General features: G+C 45.2%; 17 protein-coding genes. 11 read left to right on the top strand and 6 right to left on the bottom strand.

Annotated features, from left to right (window positions below):
* Positions 1 to 94: 94 nt before the first annotated feature.
* The 5 genes from jag to rpmH form a co-directional block, all read right to left on the bottom strand.
* Positions 95 to 886 (bottom strand): RNA-binding cell elongation regulator Jag/EloR, encoded by a 792-nt coding sequence (jag, locus tag ACR0QN_RS06985; RefSeq protein ID WP_432650480.1) that lies wholly within the window; start codon positions 884 to 886, stop codon positions 95 to 97.
* A gap of 52 nt (positions 887 to 938) precedes the next feature.
* Positions 939 to 2,117: a YidC/Oxa1 family membrane protein insertase gene (locus ACR0QN_RS06980; protein ID WP_432650479.1), complete on the bottom strand. Its 1,179-nt coding sequence runs from the start codon at positions 2,115 to 2,117 to the stop codon at positions 939 to 941.
* A gap of 74 nt (positions 2,118 to 2,191) precedes the next feature.
* A complete protein-coding gene (gene yidD, locus ACR0QN_RS06975; protein ID WP_432650478.1) occupies positions 2,192 to 2,473 on the bottom strand; it encodes a membrane protein insertion efficiency factor YidD in 282 nt (93 codons plus the stop codon).
* Positions 2,470 to 2,832: a ribonuclease P protein component gene (rnpA, locus tag ACR0QN_RS06970; RefSeq protein ID WP_432650477.1), complete on the bottom strand. Its 363-nt coding sequence runs from the start codon at positions 2,830 to 2,832 to the stop codon at positions 2,470 to 2,472. The genes yidD and rnpA overlap by 4 nt, the downstream gene beginning before the upstream one ends.
* A 119-nt stretch (positions 2,833 to 2,951) precedes the next feature.
* Complete coding sequence (gene rpmH, locus ACR0QN_RS06965; RefSeq protein WP_178726858.1) at positions 2,952 to 3,086, bottom strand: 50S ribosomal protein L34; 135 nt, start codon at positions 3,084 to 3,086, stop codon at positions 2,952 to 2,954.
* Positions 3,087 to 3,563: 477 nt separating this feature from the next.
* Here rpmH and dnaA point away from each other — a divergent pair, with 477 nt between their 5' ends.
* The 9 genes from dnaA (at position 3,564) to ACR0QN_RS06920 (ending at position 15,766) form a co-directional block, all read left to right on the top strand.
* On the top strand, positions 3,564 to 4,913 hold the full coding sequence (gene dnaA / locus ACR0QN_RS06960; protein WP_432650476.1) for a chromosomal replication initiator protein DnaA: 1,350 nt from the start codon (positions 3,564 to 3,566) through the stop codon (positions 4,911 to 4,913).
* Positions 4,914 to 5,987: 1,074 nt separating this feature from the next.
* A complete protein-coding gene (dnaN, locus tag ACR0QN_RS06955) occupies positions 5,988 to 7,094 on the top strand; it encodes a DNA polymerase III subunit beta (protein WP_432650475.1) in 1,107 nt (368 codons plus the stop codon).
* A 368-nt stretch (positions 7,095 to 7,462) separates the two neighbouring features.
* Positions 7,463 to 7,693, top strand: coding sequence for an RNA-binding S4 domain-containing protein (locus ACR0QN_RS06950; RefSeq protein WP_432650474.1), 231 nt, complete (start codon positions 7,463 to 7,465; stop codon positions 7,691 to 7,693).
* Entirely contained in the window at positions 7,693 to 8,817 is a 1,125-nt protein-coding gene (gene recF / locus ACR0QN_RS06945; protein WP_432650473.1) for a DNA replication/repair protein RecF, read from the top strand. The genes ACR0QN_RS06950 and recF overlap by 1 nt, the downstream gene beginning before the upstream one ends.
* 4 nt (positions 8,818 to 8,821) lie before the next feature.
* Positions 8,822 to 9,067 (top strand): extracellular matrix regulator RemB, encoded by a 246-nt coding sequence (gene remB, locus ACR0QN_RS06940; protein ID WP_432650472.1) that lies wholly within the window; start codon positions 8,822 to 8,824, stop codon positions 9,065 to 9,067.
* Between the two features lie 98 nt (positions 9,068 to 9,165).
* Positions 9,166 to 11,127 (top strand): DNA topoisomerase (ATP-hydrolyzing) subunit B, encoded by a 1,962-nt coding sequence (gyrB, locus tag ACR0QN_RS06935; protein WP_432650471.1) that lies wholly within the window; start codon positions 9,166 to 9,168, stop codon positions 11,125 to 11,127.
* 364 nt (positions 11,128 to 11,491) lie between these two features.
* Positions 11,492 to 12,160 carry a hypothetical protein gene (locus ACR0QN_RS06930; RefSeq protein ID WP_432650470.1) on the top strand — a complete coding sequence of 223 codons (669 nt, stop codon included), beginning with the start codon at positions 11,492 to 11,494 and terminating at the stop codon, positions 12,158 to 12,160.
* 35 nt (positions 12,161 to 12,195) lie between these two features.
* Positions 12,196 to 14,790, top strand: a complete 2,595-nt coding sequence (gene gyrA, locus ACR0QN_RS06925; protein ID WP_432650469.1) for a DNA gyrase subunit A — start codon at positions 12,196 to 12,198, stop codon at positions 14,788 to 14,790.
* Positions 14,791 to 14,845: 55 nt separating this feature from the next.
* Positions 14,846 to 15,766, top strand: coding sequence for a putative ABC transporter permease (locus tag ACR0QN_RS06920; protein WP_432650468.1), 921 nt, complete (start codon positions 14,846 to 14,848; stop codon positions 15,764 to 15,766).
* 70 nt (positions 15,767 to 15,836) lie between these two features.
* Here the strand turns inward: ACR0QN_RS06920 and ACR0QN_RS06915 are convergent, their stop codons facing one another.
* Positions 15,837 to 16,076, bottom strand: a complete 240-nt coding sequence (locus ACR0QN_RS06915; protein WP_432650467.1) for a FeoA family protein — start codon at positions 16,074 to 16,076, stop codon at positions 15,837 to 15,839.
* Positions 16,077 to 16,272: 196 nt separating this feature from the next.
* On the opposite strand from ACR0QN_RS06915, the gene ACR0QN_RS06910 reads away from it, so the two are divergent.
* Together ACR0QN_RS06910 and ACR0QN_RS06905 are read left to right on the top strand one after the other, a co-directional pair.
* Positions 16,273 to 16,998 carry an RsmE family RNA methyltransferase gene (locus ACR0QN_RS06910; protein ID WP_432650466.1) on the top strand — a complete coding sequence of 242 codons (726 nt, stop codon included), beginning with the start codon at positions 16,273 to 16,275 and terminating at the stop codon, positions 16,996 to 16,998.
* A gap of 178 nt (positions 16,999 to 17,176) precedes the next feature.
* Entirely contained in the window at positions 17,177 to 17,977 is an 801-nt protein-coding gene (locus ACR0QN_RS06905) for an SDR family NAD(P)-dependent oxidoreductase (RefSeq protein ID WP_432650465.1), read from the top strand.
* Positions 17,978 to 18,096: the final 119 nt, after the last annotated feature.

Below are 18,096 nucleotides of genomic sequence, written 5' to 3'. Positions count from 1 at the left end.
GAGATCATAATGCAATTACAAAATAAGAGCGCCCAAAGGACGCCCTTAAAAAACTTTTTTTCAGGCGGCTTTTATCCGCACATTTTAATGAGCATCAAAGCTCGATCTTTCCGTAAAGCTCACCGTCAGTCATACTGTCTTCGGGCTTGGGCTTTTTATAATCCTTCTCGAAAGAAGTTTTCATCAGGTCCATTGAATGAGCCTGAGGCTCTCTTCTTCTGCGGGACTTGTCATATCCGCCCTTCTTGCCGCCCTGTCTGCGCTCGGGTCTGCCGTTTACGGAGGAGATAACAACCTTTCTGTAAGGCTCCTCACCAATGCTCTTGGAGGTAACTCCCTCGATCTCGCTGACAGCAGCGTGGATAATTCTTCTCTCATAGGGATTCATAGGCTCAAGAGTGGAAGTTCTGCCTGTTCTGAGAACAGTCTTGGATATCTTTCTTGCAAGATCCTCGAGAATTGCCTTTCTCTTTTCTCTGTAACCGCAGGAGTCAAGTGTAATTCTGTAATACTCCTTGTCGCTGCGGTTTGCAGCCATTGAAGCAAGGTACTGTATAGCGTCAAGGGTCTCGCCCCGTCTGCCGATAACTGCTCCGGTGGTATCGCCCGTAATGTCGATAACAGCACCGTCCTCGTTTTCGGTTATCTCAAGTCCTGCTTCTATATCCATACAGGAGAGGATAGCTTTGATGTATTCGGCAGCGGTCTCAGCCTTTGAAGGCTCATATTCCGCAAGAATTTTTGCGTCTGTTTTTCCGAAGCCTAAAAAGCCTTTCTTTTCTTCTTCAAGTACGGTGAATTTGATTTTGCTCTTGTCAGCTCCGAATTCTGCTGCGGCAAGGTCTTTTGCTTCTTCAACGGTATTTGCGGTAAATTCCTTTTTCATATTGATACATCCTTTCTGCTTCGGATTTTTGGTGGCAATTTAAGAGGTTCCCTTAATCTTTATCGTCGTCGATGTATTCATCGCCGTATTTTTCGGCTTGCTTGCGTCTTGCTTCGGCAATAATCTTTCTTTCGTATTCCTTGAGTTGGGATTTGGAAAGCTTGATATCCTCGCCTGTTTCCTCGTCCTTTACGACTGCCGAAGCGGCGATCCTGCTGCTGTTATTTGATGAAGAACCGTTCTGCTTTTTAAGCTCCTCCTGCAAAAGCTCATTATACTTCTGCATAAAGCCGGACTTCTTCTTGTTCTTCTTTTTCATCTTGTCCTTTTCAACAAGCTTTGCCACATATTCGGGTGTGTAAATTTTATTGAGGACAATTGACTGGATAAATCCTACGAGAGAAGAGCATATCCAGTAGTAACCGATACCTGCGGGATAGGAGAATGCGATCCACACAGAGAAAAAGGGCATAATATAAAGCATCAGGTTCATACTGCCCATCTGTGCGGAGGCTTCGGGATTGAGCTTCTTCTGCTTTGCATTTGTGTAGAAGGTCATTATGAGCTGAATGAGACCGGAGATGATAGGTATAAGCACAAGACCTACTGCCGCAGCGTTCCATACTGTGCCTTCAGCAAATACGGACTTGGGAATGGCACCAAGGTCAATGAGTCCGAAAAGCTTATTGTCAAAGGAAGCTATCTTATCAAGCACATCTGCAGTAACGCCCTGGGCTCCCATAAACATAGCCTCGTTGTCCTTTACAGCCTGCAATATATACAGCTCGGGACGGGCATCAAAATAGCTGTTGCCTTCGAAAAGAGGTGCAGCTATAGCTTTAAGAGCCGTTACCTCTTCTTTGTTTATATGAAGGATATGAGTGAGAGGACGGTATACAACGTCAAATATACCGTAGAGGAAAAGAAGCTGGGGGATAAGGGGCAGACAGGACGCCATAGGATTGATATCTTCCTCGGCATAGAGCTTCATCTGCTCCTCCTGGAGCTTCTGGGGATTGTTTGCATACTGCTTTTTGAGCTTCTCAAGCTTGGGGCTGAAAGCTGCCATTGCGGCGCTTGATTTCTGCTGCTTTACGGACAGGGGGACCATTACAAGTCGTGTTACAATTGTAAACAGCAGAATGGCTACTCCGTAATTTTTAAACACCTGATAGATAGCCCACATTATAAATCCCAGAGGATAGCCTATGAGCTCAGATATAAATCCCATATTTCTTATGATCTTCCTTTCCTTTTTAAGGCATTTCTTTATATATATACTGCAATGCTTTATCAAATTAAAGTCTATTGCTTATTTTCTTTCTTATAATAAAACAGGTCAAACTTATCCGGAACATAGTCTACTCCCCCTCGTGCAAAGGGATTGCACCTGAGTATGCGCCACGCTCCGAGAATCATTCCCTTTACTGCGCCGTGCTTCTTTATCGCCTGCACCGCATATGTGGAGCAGGAGGGATAATATCTGCACCTCGGCGGCAGACAGGGAGATATGAATTTCTTGTAGAATTTTATGGGCAGCAATACTATGAGCTTTAAAAGCTCCGAAAGCTTGTCTAACGGCGTCATTTCTTTATCTGCCTTTTCTGTTTGGAGGGGTCTTTCATTGCAGGTATCACCCTGCTTTTAAAGAATTTCCCGATATGATAGCTTTTGCAGGTCGTGCTGCCTGCTCTTGCGCTGACAACGATATCAAAGCCCTTGGGAAAATCCTGTTCGTTTTCCCTGTACGCATGACGTATGACACGCCTTGCACGGCTCCTTGCCACAGCGTTGCCTATCTTCTTGCCGGTGGATATGCCTATCCTGTTTTGCTTTGTGCCGTTGCGGCGGTAATAGACTGTACACAGTCCGCCCGAGATAAAGGCGCCCTTGCTGTAAAGCCTCACAAAATCTTTATTATTATTCAGCTTTATTGTGTAGAGCATATGCTTTCCTTTCCCGGCTAAAAAATATGACCGCAAATTTATGGTTTGCGGTCATAATGCTCCCGACCGGCGCATTGTCCGAGCCAAGCGTACTGCTGCCGGATCCTGCCGCATCAGCATTAGTATGTGAGCATTTTTCTGCCCTTTGCTCTTCTGCGTGCCAGCACCTTGCGGCCGTTCTTTGTGGACATTCTCTTCATAAAGCCGTGCTCTTTTTTTCTGTGGAGCTTCTTAGGCTGATATGTTCTTTTCACTGTTCTTCTCCTCCTTTATCATTATTATTTAAAAATTATTGCCTTTACTTTTCATAAAGGGGGGAACCATTTTCCTGATTCTTGTATGGATACCCCATCAATGTTATAGTATAACTCATAATGCTCCCCCCTGTCAAGTCTTTTTTTTAAATTTAATTATTTTTTTATTTATTAACAAGGAAAACGGATTTTTTATGCTCCTTTTTGAAGCTTTTATGCAATGCTCATAAGCCCTTATAAGAAAAAATTTTCCGGAATACTTGACAAATTAAAACTTTTGTGCTATAATAAAATTACAGAGATATCTTTGCAAAAGCTGTTTTTTCAGACGGTAAAAGTATGCCCGTCCGCCCGAAAAAAAAGCTTGATTTTTTTTCGTTAATATGGTATAATAGGATAAAATAGTGTTGTTTTGCCCTGAAGGGTATTCAACACTCCATTTATGCGGTTTTTCTTCCGCTCCGAAAGGGGTTTTTTATGAAATCTTTCGACGAGGTTTTTGAAAAGGTCCTCGAACTTATCCACCAGAAAGTGGTGAACGGCGAGCTTACTTCCGTCGCCTACGATATGTGGATACACTCTATGAAGCCCGTCAAGCTTGAGGATAATGTTGCATACTTTACGGTGCAGTCAAAATTCCAGCAGGGCATCATTATGAAAAATTATGAGAAAATGCTCAAAGAGGCTTTCCTGAACGTTATGGGCTTCGATGTTGAGATAAACATATCTCCCGCAGAGCTTTCAGACGAGAATGACTCCAAGCCCATCAAAGACAGAGAAGAACTGGAGCTTACCTTTTCAAATGCCGAATATGACTACACCTTCGATACGTTTATCGTGGGAAAATCAAACGAGTTTGCCCACGCTGCCTGCGTTGCCGTCTCAAAAAATCAGGGCGGCGTTTATAATCCCCTGTTTATCCACGGTCCTTCGGGTCTTGGCAAAACTCACCTGCTTACCGCAGTTTCAAACGCTATCAAGTCAAGCAAGCCCGATACCAACATCATTTACGTTACGGGCGAAGCGTTTACCAATGAGCTGATAAATGCAATCAGAGAACAGACTACCCACGCTTTCAGAAAAAAATACAGAAATGCCGATGTCCTCTTAATGGACGATATCCAGTTCATCTCGGGTAAGGAGTCCACCCAGGAGGAGTTTTTCCACACCTTCAACGAGCTTCACAGCCAGGGCAAACAGATAATACTTACCTCGGACAGACCTCCGAAGGATATCAAAACACTTGAGGAGAGAATAAGGACAAGGTTTGAGTGGGGTCTTATCGCCGATATCACTCCCCCCGACTTTGAAACAAGAGTTGCCATCATTAAAAGAAAGGCTGATCTCCTTAACCTTACCCTTACGGACGATGTGGTGGAAACTATCGCCACAAGGCTCAAGGCGGATATCAGACAGCTGGAGGGCTGCGTTAAAAAGCTTAAAGCTTCTCAGCACCTTATGGGTACTCCCCCAACTATGACTCAGGCGATGAACGCCATCAGAGAAATTCTCAGCGACGATACCATCGCCCCCGTTACGGTGGACAGGATAATCGCAGAGGTGGCAGGCATCTATGGCGTTACAAGCGACGATATAAGAAGTATGAAGCGCTCCTCTCAGATATCTACCGCACGTAAAGTGGCGGCTTATGTCATTAAAGAAATGACTCAGCTTTCGCTCCAGAATATCGGTGCGGAACTGGGCGGAAAAAATCATTCAACAGTATCTTTTTATATCGACAGTATCTCCGAAGCTGTCGCAACAGATTCGGGTACAAAGGAAACTATCGAGGATATTATAAAGAATATTAAGGGCGCAACAAGTTAAAGACCCCAGCAAAACTAACAAGTCCCAAAAGGTAAAAGTTTCGTCCACCTTTTCAAAGGTGGCAGGGGGTCAAGGGGGGCATTGGTCTTGCAAACAAGCCCCGCCCCTTGTCGCCCTTCCGCAATGATAAACAAAGTTTATCTGCGAAATCTCCTTTACGAAGGAGCTCCGCAAGGGGTGAATTGAAAAACAGTCCGGTGGACTGTTTTTCAAGAGGGGACGCCCTGCGATAGAGGGCGGGCTTGGAACAAGACCAATTCCCCTCCGGGATTGTTAAGGGTCGCAACCCTTAACACAATGCGCCCGTGGCGCATTGCTCCCCGCACAGCTTTCAGTCCCAAACAAAGTATAAAATCCCCAACAAATCCGCTATAAATCAGCATAAATCAAACTTTCAACAACCACATTACAATCCGGTTACAAAAAGTTACAAAATGTAACTTTTTCAACAGAAATTCAAAAATCACGAATTATAGCGGTTTTTGGAAAATAACGGTGATGTGTGGGTAATGAAAATCAATTACATTTTGTAATATTATCTATAAAATATACAGATAGTTTGATTTTACAGAAAGTTATATCAACAGTTTTCAACAGCTTGTTGAATTGACTGTTCAAAACTTTTAATGTGACAAAATCCATAGTTACAAATTGGTTACAAGTTGTTACATTTTGGTTTTACAAAAAGTATAAATGTGGTTTTCAACAGATTTTTGAATCTGCCCGTGAACCGATACAGACTTTCAACGAAATTTTCGGCGGAGCACGCTTTACTTTTAAGAAAATTTCAACGGTTTGAACGACCTTAATAGGGTCGGAATTTTCTTCAACGAGTTTCAACGAAAGAGAGGAAAATTTCAACGTGTGAGTGTCTAACCGAAAACCCTTTCGGGAAGCAGGAATGTGGGGAGTTCTGATAATTTCAACACCCCTATTACTGTTACTATTTTGTAATTATTTGTTTTGTATTGTTACCGTATTGTAATTTTCAAAGCAAGTAGTGTTACCTTGTTGTAATCAAAAAAATTAACATAGATATTCTCAGGCGTATCATAAATGAAAGGAATAATTAAAATGAAGTTTATCTGTAAACAGTCTGTGCTTAATGAGGCTGTGAATAATGTTTCAAGAGCTGTCCCCGTTAAATCCCCCGTTACCGCTTTAGAGGGTATCAAAATGTATCTCAATAAAAATGAACTGGAGCTTACGGGCTATGATCTGGAGCTTGGTATCAGAACTACTATCGAGGTGCAGTCGGAGGATCACGGGGAGTTTACTGTTAATGCTAAGCTGTTCTCCGAGATCGTCAGAAAAATGCCCTCGGAAAATGTGGTTGTGGAAATTGATGAGAAGCTCAAGGCTACCATTAAGGGCGGCGACGCCGAGTATAACATTCTCGCCCTCTCCGCCGACGATTACCCCGCTATGCCCGATTACGACACCTCCGACTGCGTGAGCGTTCCTCAGGCTCTTCTTAAAAATATGATAAGCCAGACCATTTTCGCCGTATCGGTTTCGGATAATAAGCCAATACTTACAGGTGAGCTGTTCGATATCGAGAACGGGGTGTTCAACCTCGTTGCTATTGACGGTTTCAGACTGGCTGTCAGAACCGAAAAGCTGAACACAGAGGACAAGTATCATTTCGTTGTCAAGTCTAAGGCTCTCTCCGAGGTGTCCAAGCTTCTGAGAGACGATGACGAAAAGCCTGTCAATATGTATGTTTCAAGAAAGCACATTGCCTTCGATATAAGCGGATATACCGTTATCTCAAGACTGCTGGAGGGCGAGTTCCATAATTATAAGGGTTCTATCCCTCAGAACCATACCACCGAAATTATCCTTAATACTAAAGACCTTATCGCAAGCCTTGAAAGATGCTCCCTGCTTATCGTTGAGCAGACTAAGGCTCCCGTTAAATGCTCTTTCGGTGACGGTATGGTCAAGATAAGCTGCTCCACCTCCCTCGGTAAGCTTTCCGACGTTTTCAACGTTGATGTTACGGGAAATAAGGTGGATATAGGCTTTAACTGTAAGTATCTCCTTGACGCTCTCAAGGCTTCCGAGTCGGATAAGGTAAAGCTGCTCCTGAACGGCGGTCTTTCGCCTATGAAGATGATCCCTGTGGACGGGGACGCATTTACGTTCCTTGTGCTGCCGGTTAGATTAAAGGCGGAATAAACCAAAGACAAGAAAAACTAACGGAGCCCAAAAGGTAAAAGTTTCGGTCAAGCCTTTTCCAAAGGCTTGCGGGGGTCAAGGGGGCGGCGCCCCTTGTCGCCGTCCGCAGACGGCGAAACTCTTTATCCTTAGAAGAGCTCCGCAAAGGGGTGAATTGAAAACAGTCCTGTGGACTGTTTTCAAGAGGGGAACGCCCTGCGATAGAGGGCGTTCCCCTGGGATTGTTAAGGGCTTGCCCTTAACGCAATGCGCCCGTGGCGCATTGTGAAAGCGTTCTTGCTTGTAACGGTCAAGCAAAGCAAATTAAATTGCCAATTTCAAGTCAATAGTATAAATAGAAACCAAACATAACGAAAGGTCGAATGCATATGGAAGTTCAGACCGAACAAATCAAGATAACCACCGAGTTCATCAAGCTGCAGCAGCTCCTTAAATTTTCCGGAGCGGCGGATATCGGCTCGGAGGCTAAGGATATGATAGCTTCGGGTATCGTTAAGGTGAACGGGGAAGTCTGCACGATGAGAGGCAAAAAGCTCCGTCCCGGTGATATCGCCGAGATAAATGCCGAGGATATTATCCTGAGGCTCGAGGTCATCTGATGATAATCACCCACGTTTGCGCCGACGGATATAAAAATCTTTCCGGGGCGGATATTTATCCTCATGAGAAAATGAATATCCTCTGGGGAGATAATGCTCAGGGGAAAACCAATTTCATCGAGGCTGTGTGGCTTATGACGGGCTGCCGCTCCTTTCGGGGCACGAGAGACAGGGATTTTATCGGCTTCGACAAGGACAAGGCAAGTATTTCACTTGAGTTTAAAGAATCTTTCCGTCCGCAGAAAATTGATTTTGAGGTGAAGAAAAGCTCGGTGAAGGATAAGTGCATTGCCCTCAACGGCGTAAAAGTTCCACTTCTGTCACGACTTTTCGGAAATCTGAAATGTGTGGTCTTTACTCCCGAGGATCTGGCGCTGGCAAAGGGTTCTCCCGATAACCGCAGAAGCTTTATCGACCTCTCCGCCTCACAGCTGAAAAAATCCTTCGTATATGCCCTTAACAAGTATGACGTGCTGCTTAGTCAGAGAAATGCCCTTATCAAGGACATCGCTTTCGGCAGGGCGGACAAGAGTATGCTTGATGTGTGGGACGTTCAGCTTGCTAAAACGGGGGCGTATATTTCCGTTATTCGTAATACTTATTGTAATAATCTAAATAGTTATACTGAAAGTTTATATAATAAAATTACAGATGGTAATGAAACTCTGAAATTATACTATCAGTCAACTATATATAAAAGGCTTGAGGGCAGGACAGACCACGAGGGGGAGCTTTTTGAGATATATCTTCAAAAGCTCAGAAGCGGTGCTGATGATGATATCAGGGCAGGCTACACCCTTTGCGGCATTCATCGTGATGATGTGTGCGCCACAATAAACGGGCTTCCCGTAAGGGAGTTCGGCTCTCAGGGGCAGCAGAGAAGCACTGCGCTGGCTATGAAAATCGCTCAGGCTAAGATAATCAAGGATCAGACGGGAGAGGCTCCCGTTATGCTCCTCGATGATGTTCTCAGCGAGCTTGACACGGGCAGGCAGAGGTTCATTCTGGAAAATATCGAGGGTATGCAGGTTTTTATCACCTGCTGCGACAGGAGAGTTATCGGAAACTCCGACGGGAAAATTTTTTCCGTTAAGGGCGGTACGGTCACGGAGCTGAAAGGGTGATGGAATGTATATACATCTTGGCAGCGACACGGTGGTGAGAGACTCGGATATCATCGGGGTCTTTGACATCGAAAATACCTCGGTGAGCAAGGTCTCAAAGGAATATCTTGCCGCTTCGGGTAAGAGAAAATCTGCCGTTTCGGTTTCCTATGAAATGCCCAAGTCCTTTGTTATAGCCACGGTGGAAGGCAGGGAGAGAGTTTATATCTCAAATGTTTCCTCCGCTACAATTATGAAAAGATGCAGATAATTTTGTATAATATTTATATTTTATACAGATAGTAATAAACATAACCGCAATATGTCCTGCTTTCGGGGCGTATTTACAGAAAGGAAAGGTCACTTTTTATGTCTGATATTCAAAACAATACTCCCGAACAGGCTTATGATGAAAGCCAGATACAGGTTCTTGAAGGTCTTGACCCCGTAAGAAAGCGCCCGGGTATGTACATCGGCTCGACGGGTCCCAGAGGTCTTCATCACTTGGTTTACGAGATAGTTGACAACGCCATTGACGAGGCACTTGCAGGCTACTGCACAGAGATAAAGGTAAATATCCTCAAGGGGGATGTTATCGAGGTCACGGATAACGGTCGTGGTATTCCCGTCGGTATCCACCCCAAGGAGGGCATTTCGGCGGCTACCGTTGTTTACACCATTCTCCACGCTGGCGGCAAGTTCGGCGGCGGCGGTTACAAGGTGGCAGGCGGTCTTCACGGCGTGGGCGCTTCCGTTGTTAACGCTCTTTCCGAATGGCTGGAGCTTACGGTCAAGGACGGCAAGCACGTTTATTTCCAGAGATTTCATAACGGCGGTCATTACGACGAGGAGCTTAAAATTATCGGTGACACCACCGAGACGGGTACAAGCGTTAAGTTCAAGGCTGACCCGCTCATATTTACCGAGACTACCGTTTATGAGTATGAGGTTCTGCTGAAACGTCTCAGAGAACAGGCTTTTCTTAATGCGGGCGTGAGAATTGTTTTCTCCGACCTGAGAGATGATGATAATATCCAGTCTGAGGTTCTTCATTACGAGGGCGGAATAAGGCAGTTCGTTGAGCATATACACAAGGTGAAGGGCTATGAGCCGCTGACCGACAAGGTCATTTATGTAAGCGGTTCGAAGGGAGATTCTACTGCGGAGGTGGCTTTGCAGTGGAATGAGTCCTTTAACGAGGATATACGTTCATTTGCCAACAATATCCACACCGTTGACGGCGGTTCCCACGAGAATGGTTTCAAGAATGCGCTTACCAAGGTCATCAACGAGTACGGAAAGAAATTCAATCTCATTAAGGACAACGCCGACAAGCTTATCGGCGACGATGTGAGAGAGGGTCTTACCGCTATCATTTCCGTTAAGCTCACAAACTGCGAGTTTGAGGGTCAGACAAAGGGAAGGCTCGGTAATCCCGAGGCACGACCCCTTGTGGAGGATATTGTTTACGAGAAGCTTATGTGCTATCTTGAGGAAAATCCCGAGCAGGCAAGGGCTATATTTGAAAAGGCTGTCAATGCTCAGAAGGCAAGAGAGGCGGCTAAAAAGGCAAGAGAGACTGCAAGAAGAAAGTCCGCTATGGACAGCGCTTCTCTCCCCGGAAAGCTCTCCGACTGCTATGATAAGGACAACAAGCTTACAGAGCTTTACATCGTGGAGGGAGATTCTGCGGGCGGTTCTGCAAAGCAGGGACGAAATGCAAGGTATCAGGCCATTCTTCCCCTTTGGGGAAAAATGCTCAATGTTGAAAAGGCTCGTATCGACAAGGTTTACGGAAATGAGAAGCTTATGCCCGTTGTTGCGGCTTTAGGCACATCTATCGGCGAGGATTTCAACATCGAAAAGCTCAGATACGGCAAGATAATCATTATGGCCGATGCCGATGTGGACGGCTCTCATATCAGAACGCTGCTGCTCACATTCTTCTTCAGATATATGAGACCTCTCATTACAAACGGCAACATATACATTGCCCAGCCGCCACTTTTCAAGGTGGCTAAGAGAAAGGGCAAGAAGGAAATTGCAAAGTATGCTTTCTCTGATGAGGAGAGGGATATGTATATAAACGAGCTTTCCGCTGACGGCGACGGAAAGATGATCGTTCAGAGATATAAAGGTCTTGGTGAGATGGATCCCGAGCAGCTTTGGGAGACTACTATGAATCCCGAAACAAGAACTATGCTCAAGGTCGAGCTGGAGGACGCTGCTAAGGCGGACGAGATATTTACCATTCTTATGGGAGATAAGGTAGAGCCAAGACGTGAATTTATCGAGAAGAACGCTAAGTATGTTCAGAATCTTGATATCTAAAGCTAAAGCAAAACTAACGGAACGATAAAGGTAAAAGTTTCGCTCAAGCCTTTTCAAAGGCTTGCGGGTTTCCAAAGGGCGGCGCCCTTTGGTCGCCCTCCGCAGAGGGCGAAATCCCCTTTACGAAGGAGCTCCACAAGGGGTGAATTGAAAAACAGTCCGGTGGACTGTTTTTCAAGAGGGGACGCCCTGCGATAGAGGGCGTCCCCTTCCCCGGGATTGTTAAGGGTCGCAACCCTTAACGCAATGCGCCCATGGCGCATTGTTAGCTGTCCATATTTATTAACGGTTCAGCGGACTTACTATAGGTTACTTTCAATAAGGTTACAACCATTTATTTTATAATAAAAAGGAATGATAAGTATTGTCTGTTTTAGACGATGATATTTACGACGACGGCAGAAGCTCCTTTGAAGAACTTCTTGCCAAGGGCGAATACAAAAGCTCTAAAGAAGATATTCTCAAGGGCTTTAAGCTTTTTCAGAAAAAATACGTCTACAAAAGCGTGGGCATTCAGATGTTTATCGTGGTTCTGGGACTTGTTTCTCAGATACTCACCATTTTTACAGCGGCAGAGGGCGAGGACGTTTCCTTCTCATATATGCTCATTGTGATGTGCGTTGTTCTCGGCGGATATTTTCTTATCCGTCCCAAAAATACTTTCAGAAAGCTTGAGGACAGCCTCGGGGAGCTGGAGGGCACGGTATATGAAGCTGAAATTTATACGGATAAGATAAAAATTTCTACTTTATACGACCCGTATATTTCAGAAGAGGCTGAGAAAGAGGCAGAGGCGGCGGAAAATGAGAATTCCGGAGAGGAAAATGACCCCGAAAGCGAGCTTCCTTCCGCTACTATCATACATCTCGACAATGCCGCTGTTGAACTTGTTGAAAGTTCTGAGCTTTTCGTTGTGTACATCAAGAAATTAAACGTGTTCGTAATACCTAAGTCGGCTTTTAAGCCCTATGAGGTAATTGAGATAAAAAACAGGCTTTCTAATATTATGGGTGTGAGATACAAGAGCGTATGACCCGTAAAAAAGCTTTTTATCCGTAAAAGGAGTTGTTGAATTTGTCAGATGAAGTTTTCAGTTTGAATAATAACAGGTTTATTAACAGGGATATCGAAAAGGAAATGAGAGAGTCTTTCCTTGCCTACTCTATGTCGGTCATTGTTTCCCGTGCCCTGCCCGATGTAAGAGACGGTCTCAAGCCCGTTCACAGGCGTATCCTTTACACTATGTACGAAAACGGGCTTACTCCCGACAAGGAGTACCGTAAGTGTGCCGATACGGTAGGTACCGTTCTGGGTAGGTATCACCCTCACGGCGATGCTTCCGTTTATGACGCTATGGTAAGACTTGCTCAGGATTTCTCTATGAGATATCCCCTTGTGGACGGTCACGGAAACTTCGGCTCACTTGACGGCGACCCCCCTGCTGCTTACCGATACACAGAGGCAAGAATGGAGAAAATGTCCCTGGAAATGCTTACGGACATTAACAAGGACACCATTGACTTTATGCCTAACTACGACGACAGACTTAAAGAGCCTGTTGTTCTTCCCTCACGTTTTCCAAATCTCCTTGTTAACGGTTCGGTGGGTATTGCTGTAGGTATGGCTACAAATATCCCTCCTCACAACCTTACCGAAACAATCGGTGCTGTTCAGACACTTATCAAAAATCCCGACTGCACTCTTGACGAGCTTATGGAGCATATCAAGGGTCCCGATTTCCCTACGGGCGGAATTATTATGGGTCGTGCGGGTATAAGGGCAGCTTATGCTACGGGTCGTGGAAAGGTAACTCTCCGAGGCAGAACGAGAATTGAAGAAATTAAGGGACGAAACTGCATTATTGTTGACGAGATACCTTATATGGTCAACAAAAAGACCCTTATTGAAAGAATTGCCGAGCTTGCCAAGGATAAGAGAATTGACGGCATTTTCAATGTTCGTGACGAGTCGGACAAGGACAATGCTGTAAGGATCGTTATAGAGCTGAAAAAAGATGCCATTCCTCAGGTAGTTCTCAATCACCTGTTCCAGTTCACTCAGCTTCAGGATACGGTGGGCATTATTATGCTTGCTCTTGTAAAGGGTGAGCCTAAGGTGCTGACACTCAAGCAGATGCTGACAGAGTATCTTGATTTCCAGGTGGAAGTTATCCGCAGAAGAACTCAGTTCGACCTTGACAAGGCTAAGGCAAGGGCGCATATCTTAGAAGGTATGGTCATTGCGGCGGACAATATTGACGAGGTGATCAAAATATGCCGCACCTCCGAAAATATCGGCGAGATAAAGTCGAGACTTATGGAAAGATTTGCTCTTTCCGATGTGCAGGCTGAGGCTATCGCTCAGATGAGAATGTATCAGCTCTCCAATATGGAGCGCAAGAAGATAGAGGACGAGCTTGCCGAGCTTCACGCTAAGATAAAAGAGCTTACCGAAATTCTCGGAGACAATGAAAAGGTGCTTGCTATTATTTCCGACGAGCTTGAGGAAATTAAGAAGAAGTACGGCGACGAAAGAAGGACCGATATAGAAAATATCAGCGGCGAAGTTGATGTGGAGGACCTTATCCCAGTTGAGGACTGCGTTGTTACTCTTACGGATATCGGTTATATCAAGCGCCAGCCTGTAAGCGAGTATAAGATACAGAAGCGTGGCGGCAAGGGTGTCAGCGCTATCAAGCAGAGGGACGAGGACTTCGTTCAGGAAATGTTTATCGCTTCTTCCCACGATGATGTGCTGTTTATTTCCAACAAGGGAATTATGTACAAGCTTCGCTGCTTTGAAATTGCCGAGGGTTCCAAGCAGTCGAGAGGAGTTAATGTTATCAATATGCTCCCTCTTGCAGAGGACGAGAAAATTGCGGCTATGATAAAGACCTCCGATTATGATGAGGGCAAATTCATTATTATGGTCACCAAAAACGGCAAAATAAAGAGGACTCCCCTTTCCTCCTACAAGAATGTCCGCAAAAATGGTCTGAGGGCTGTTGGTCTTGACGAGGGCGATGAAATTGCAGGCGTAAGGCTCACCGACGGCAATGCTCAGGTGATCGTTGCCACAAGAAACGGCTTTGCTATACGCATTGAGGAAACTCAGATGAGACCTATGAGCAGAACTGCTCACGGCGTTAAGGCTATCAAGCTCAGAGAGGGCGACTATGTTGTTTCTATGGCGAGGGTAAGAGAGGGTGCTTCGGTTCTTACCGTTACCGACAAGGGTCTCGGCAGACGTGTTAAGCTTGAGGATTACCGTATCCAGCACAGAGGCGGTTATGGTATGCTCAATTACAAGACCTCCGAGGAAAAGGGCTATGTATGCGGCATCAAGATAGTTGACGAGGACGACGACATCATTATGATCGCTACAGACGGCGTTATCATAAGGATAAGAGCCTGCGATATTCGCATTATGGGCAGATATGCTACGGGCGTTAAGCTTATGAGAGTAAGCGGCGAGGACAGAGTTGTTTCCTTCACAAGAGCCGAGCACGATGACAGTGCTGAGACGGAAAAGATAGAACAGCCTTCCGAAGAGGAACTTCAGAAAGAGCTTGCCGAGGCTGCTGCAGAGGAGCAGAGCGAGGTGATCATTGACGAAGAGCCTGACGATGAGGACGAGGACGCAGGAGAAGATACGGAAGAATAATTTTTAAATAGGCAGGCGGTTTTTCCGCCTGCTTGCTGTATAGGTGTATATATAGGTGATAGATTTGTTTTTTGAGAAAATAAGCTTTTTCGGGTTCAGCCTTTATGAGATGTGCCTGTTGTTTCTTATATGGTCTTTTATCGGCTGGGCTATTGAGGTTTGCGCTCACGCTCTGAAAATGGGCGAGTATTCAAACAGGGGGTTTCTCAGTATGCCCATTTGTCCCATTTACGGGGTGGGTGTGCTCATTATCACTATCATTTTAGGGCGGTTTATGGATCTTCCTATTGTGGTATTTATTCTGTCCTCGCTTATATGCACCGCTTTTGAGCTGGCGGTGGGGGTGCTGATGAAGCTTATTTTCCACAATATGTGGTGGGATTATTCCGACGAGCATTTCAATTTCAAGGGATATATCTGCCTTAAAGTCAGCATTGAATGGGGTCTTGGCTGCCTTATCGTGGAATACTGTGCAGAGCCGTGGATAGAGGGAATTATCGGTATCATTCCACGTATGATAGGCGTTGTTGTTATAATAGTAATGGCTGTGCTTATTGTGATTGACTGCGTTAATTCCGTTTCGGCGGTGTACAGGCTCAATCTCAGGCTTAAAGAGATATCCGAGATATCCGCTAAAATGTACGATCATTCCCAGAAGCTTGGAAAGAAATTTGCGGACAAGGCTCTTGAAGCGGCGGACGCAGGGGCTGAAAAGGCTGCGGAATTTTATATGGCGACCGAGGAGGCTTCCGAAGAGGCTGAAAGGATAAAAGAAGAAGCCAAGGAGAGAATGGACGAGCTTGAAGATAAGCTCAGAAGCAGATATGACGCTCTGATAGCCTTTTCCGATAAGGAGGACAGGCGTGTTATCAGGCTTATAAATGCTTTTCCAAGTCTTAGATCTGCGGAAAACGGCGAGGCTCTTGAAAAGCTGAGGGCAAGCGTGAGGGAAAGGCTTCACAGAAAAAAAACCTGAGAAAAACAATAACTTTCAACATTCCTGCTTTGGAATGTTGAAAGTTATCAAGAATATTTGGAGATATTTTTCAGCAGTCCGTTCTCACCAGTATTTTTCCCGTATCTTCCTTGCGGAGGGCTATTACTGCTCCTCTGATAAGGTAGGCTATGGGGTCTCCTGCGGGGCTTCGGTGGAGACATATCACTCTCGTTCCCTCGATAAGTCCCATATCCATCAGACGGCGGCGCATATCTCCCGTACTGTTCATCTCCGTTACAACGGCGGTACTGCCCTCGGACAGCGAGGACAATGAAGATATATTATTCATAAGTATAATCATTCCTTTCAGAGAGTTTTGTTTCTTTGTCTGCCGACAAAGAAACAAAACTCGCAGGTTTGAAAATCTCTGATTTTCAAACCATTGCTTCCCTGTGTTATGAAATGTACAGACTGTTTTATAACAGGCTGTCATAGTTATATTATGCCTGTTTTTGAAAATGGGTGAATTTTTAAAGAGGTCATATATGCCAAGATTTTTTATTGACGAGACCGCTCTTTGCGGCGATATTATTACGGTGAGGGGTGGCGACGCTGTTCACATCGGTAGGTCCCTAAGAATGAAAACGGGCGACAGCATTACATTTTGCAGAGAGGGAACGGATTTTGTGTCGGTCATCGAGAAAATGACATCGGACGAGGTTTTTTGCAGGGTAGTGGAAAAAGCTCCTTCTTCTTCCGAGCCGGACCTGCGGCTCACAATTTATCAGGCTCTCCCCAAGCAGGACAAGCCCGAGCTTATTATTCAGAAATGCACCGAGCTGGGTGCGGCGAGGATAGTTTTCTTTATCTCAAAAAGGTGCGTTTCCCGTCCCGATGAAAAATCGGCGGAGAAAAAGCTTGCAAGGTGGAGAAAGGTTGCCGAGGAAGCGGCAAAGCAGTCGGGCAGAGGAAATATTCCCGAGATATGCGGCATTTTAAGCTTTGACGAGGCGGTAAATGAGCTTTGCGGAAATGACATATCCCTTTTATGCTACGAAAACGGCGGGGAGCGGCTTTCGGACATTGATTTTTCGGGCAAAAAGACCTGCGGCGTTATGATAGGCGCTGAAGGGGGATTTGACAGGTCGGAGGCGGATATGTGCTGCGAAAAGGGCGCTGTTCCCATCTGGCTCGGCAAGCGCATTTTACGCTGTGAGACCTGCCCTATTGCGGTGACGGCTATGATAATGCTTTCTGCGGGAGAAGTATGATTTCGGATAGAATAGTTTTAAAAATTTTGAAAAGCTATTGCAATAATCAAAATGGTATGTTATAATAACTATAGTTTAATACCTATGAAGGGACAGTTTTGGTTATATATAACAATCGGAATTATCTTCGGAATAGGGAGACGGATAAATTTTTTTTAAATCATAAGGAGGAGTAAAAATGGACAGATTAAAAGGCAAGGTTGCTATTGTTACCGGCTCTACAAGCGGAATTGGCGTTGGTATCGCAAAGCTTTTTGCGGCAGAGGGCGCAAAGGTGGTAATCTGCGGACGGCGTGAGGCAAAGGGTCAGGCCGTAGTTGACAGCATTACTGCAGAGGGCGGCGAGGCTTCCTATCATTTTATGGACATTACCGTTACCGACAGCATTGACGCTCTGCTTGCCGATACCGTCAAGAAATACGGCAAGATCGACATACTGGTAAATAACGCTGCAAATGTAGGCTTGAAGGACGGTCGTGTGGACGAGCTTACTCTTGAAATGTGGGATAACATTTTCCAGAGCGATATTCGTGGAACTTTCTATGCTATCAAGTGCGCTCTTCCTTATATGAAGGAAAACAAGGGCGGTTCTATCATAAATATCGGCTCTATGGCTTCCTGCGGCGGCGACCTTGGCTCTACTGCATATGCCTGCGCAAAGGCAGGAGTTGATATGCTCACAAAGTCTACTGCTCTTCAGTACGGCAAGGACAATATCCGCTGCAACTGCGTTCGCCCCGGTCTTATCGTTACTCCCGAGAACGAGGCTTATGTTCCTCAGGCTCTTAAAGATGTTTTCCTCAATAACATTATGGTGAACCGTTACGGCGCTCCTGCGGATATTGCAAATATGTGCCTTTATCTGGCGTCCGATGAGAGCGAATACTTCACGGGTCAGGTCGTTACCGTTGACGGCGGTCTGAATGCTCACGTTTCTACTGTGGGCGAGTTCAAGAAGCTTAATTCCCGTACCTGGTAAACTATACATATCATAAATTGCTGAGGGGGCTGTTTTTCAGCCCCCGATTTTTTCTGTCCGATTTTCTAAAGGTCAAAATATTTAAAATATATTGAATTTGTACAGAATATATGATATAA

Source organism: Huintestinicola sp. (genome assembly GCF_050874005.1).
Classification (GTDB): domain Bacteria; phylum Bacillota; class Clostridia; order Oscillospirales; family Ruminococcaceae; genus Huintestinicola.
Note: the sequence above shows the minus strand (reverse complement) of the source record. Positions and strands in the feature narration are given on the sequence as shown.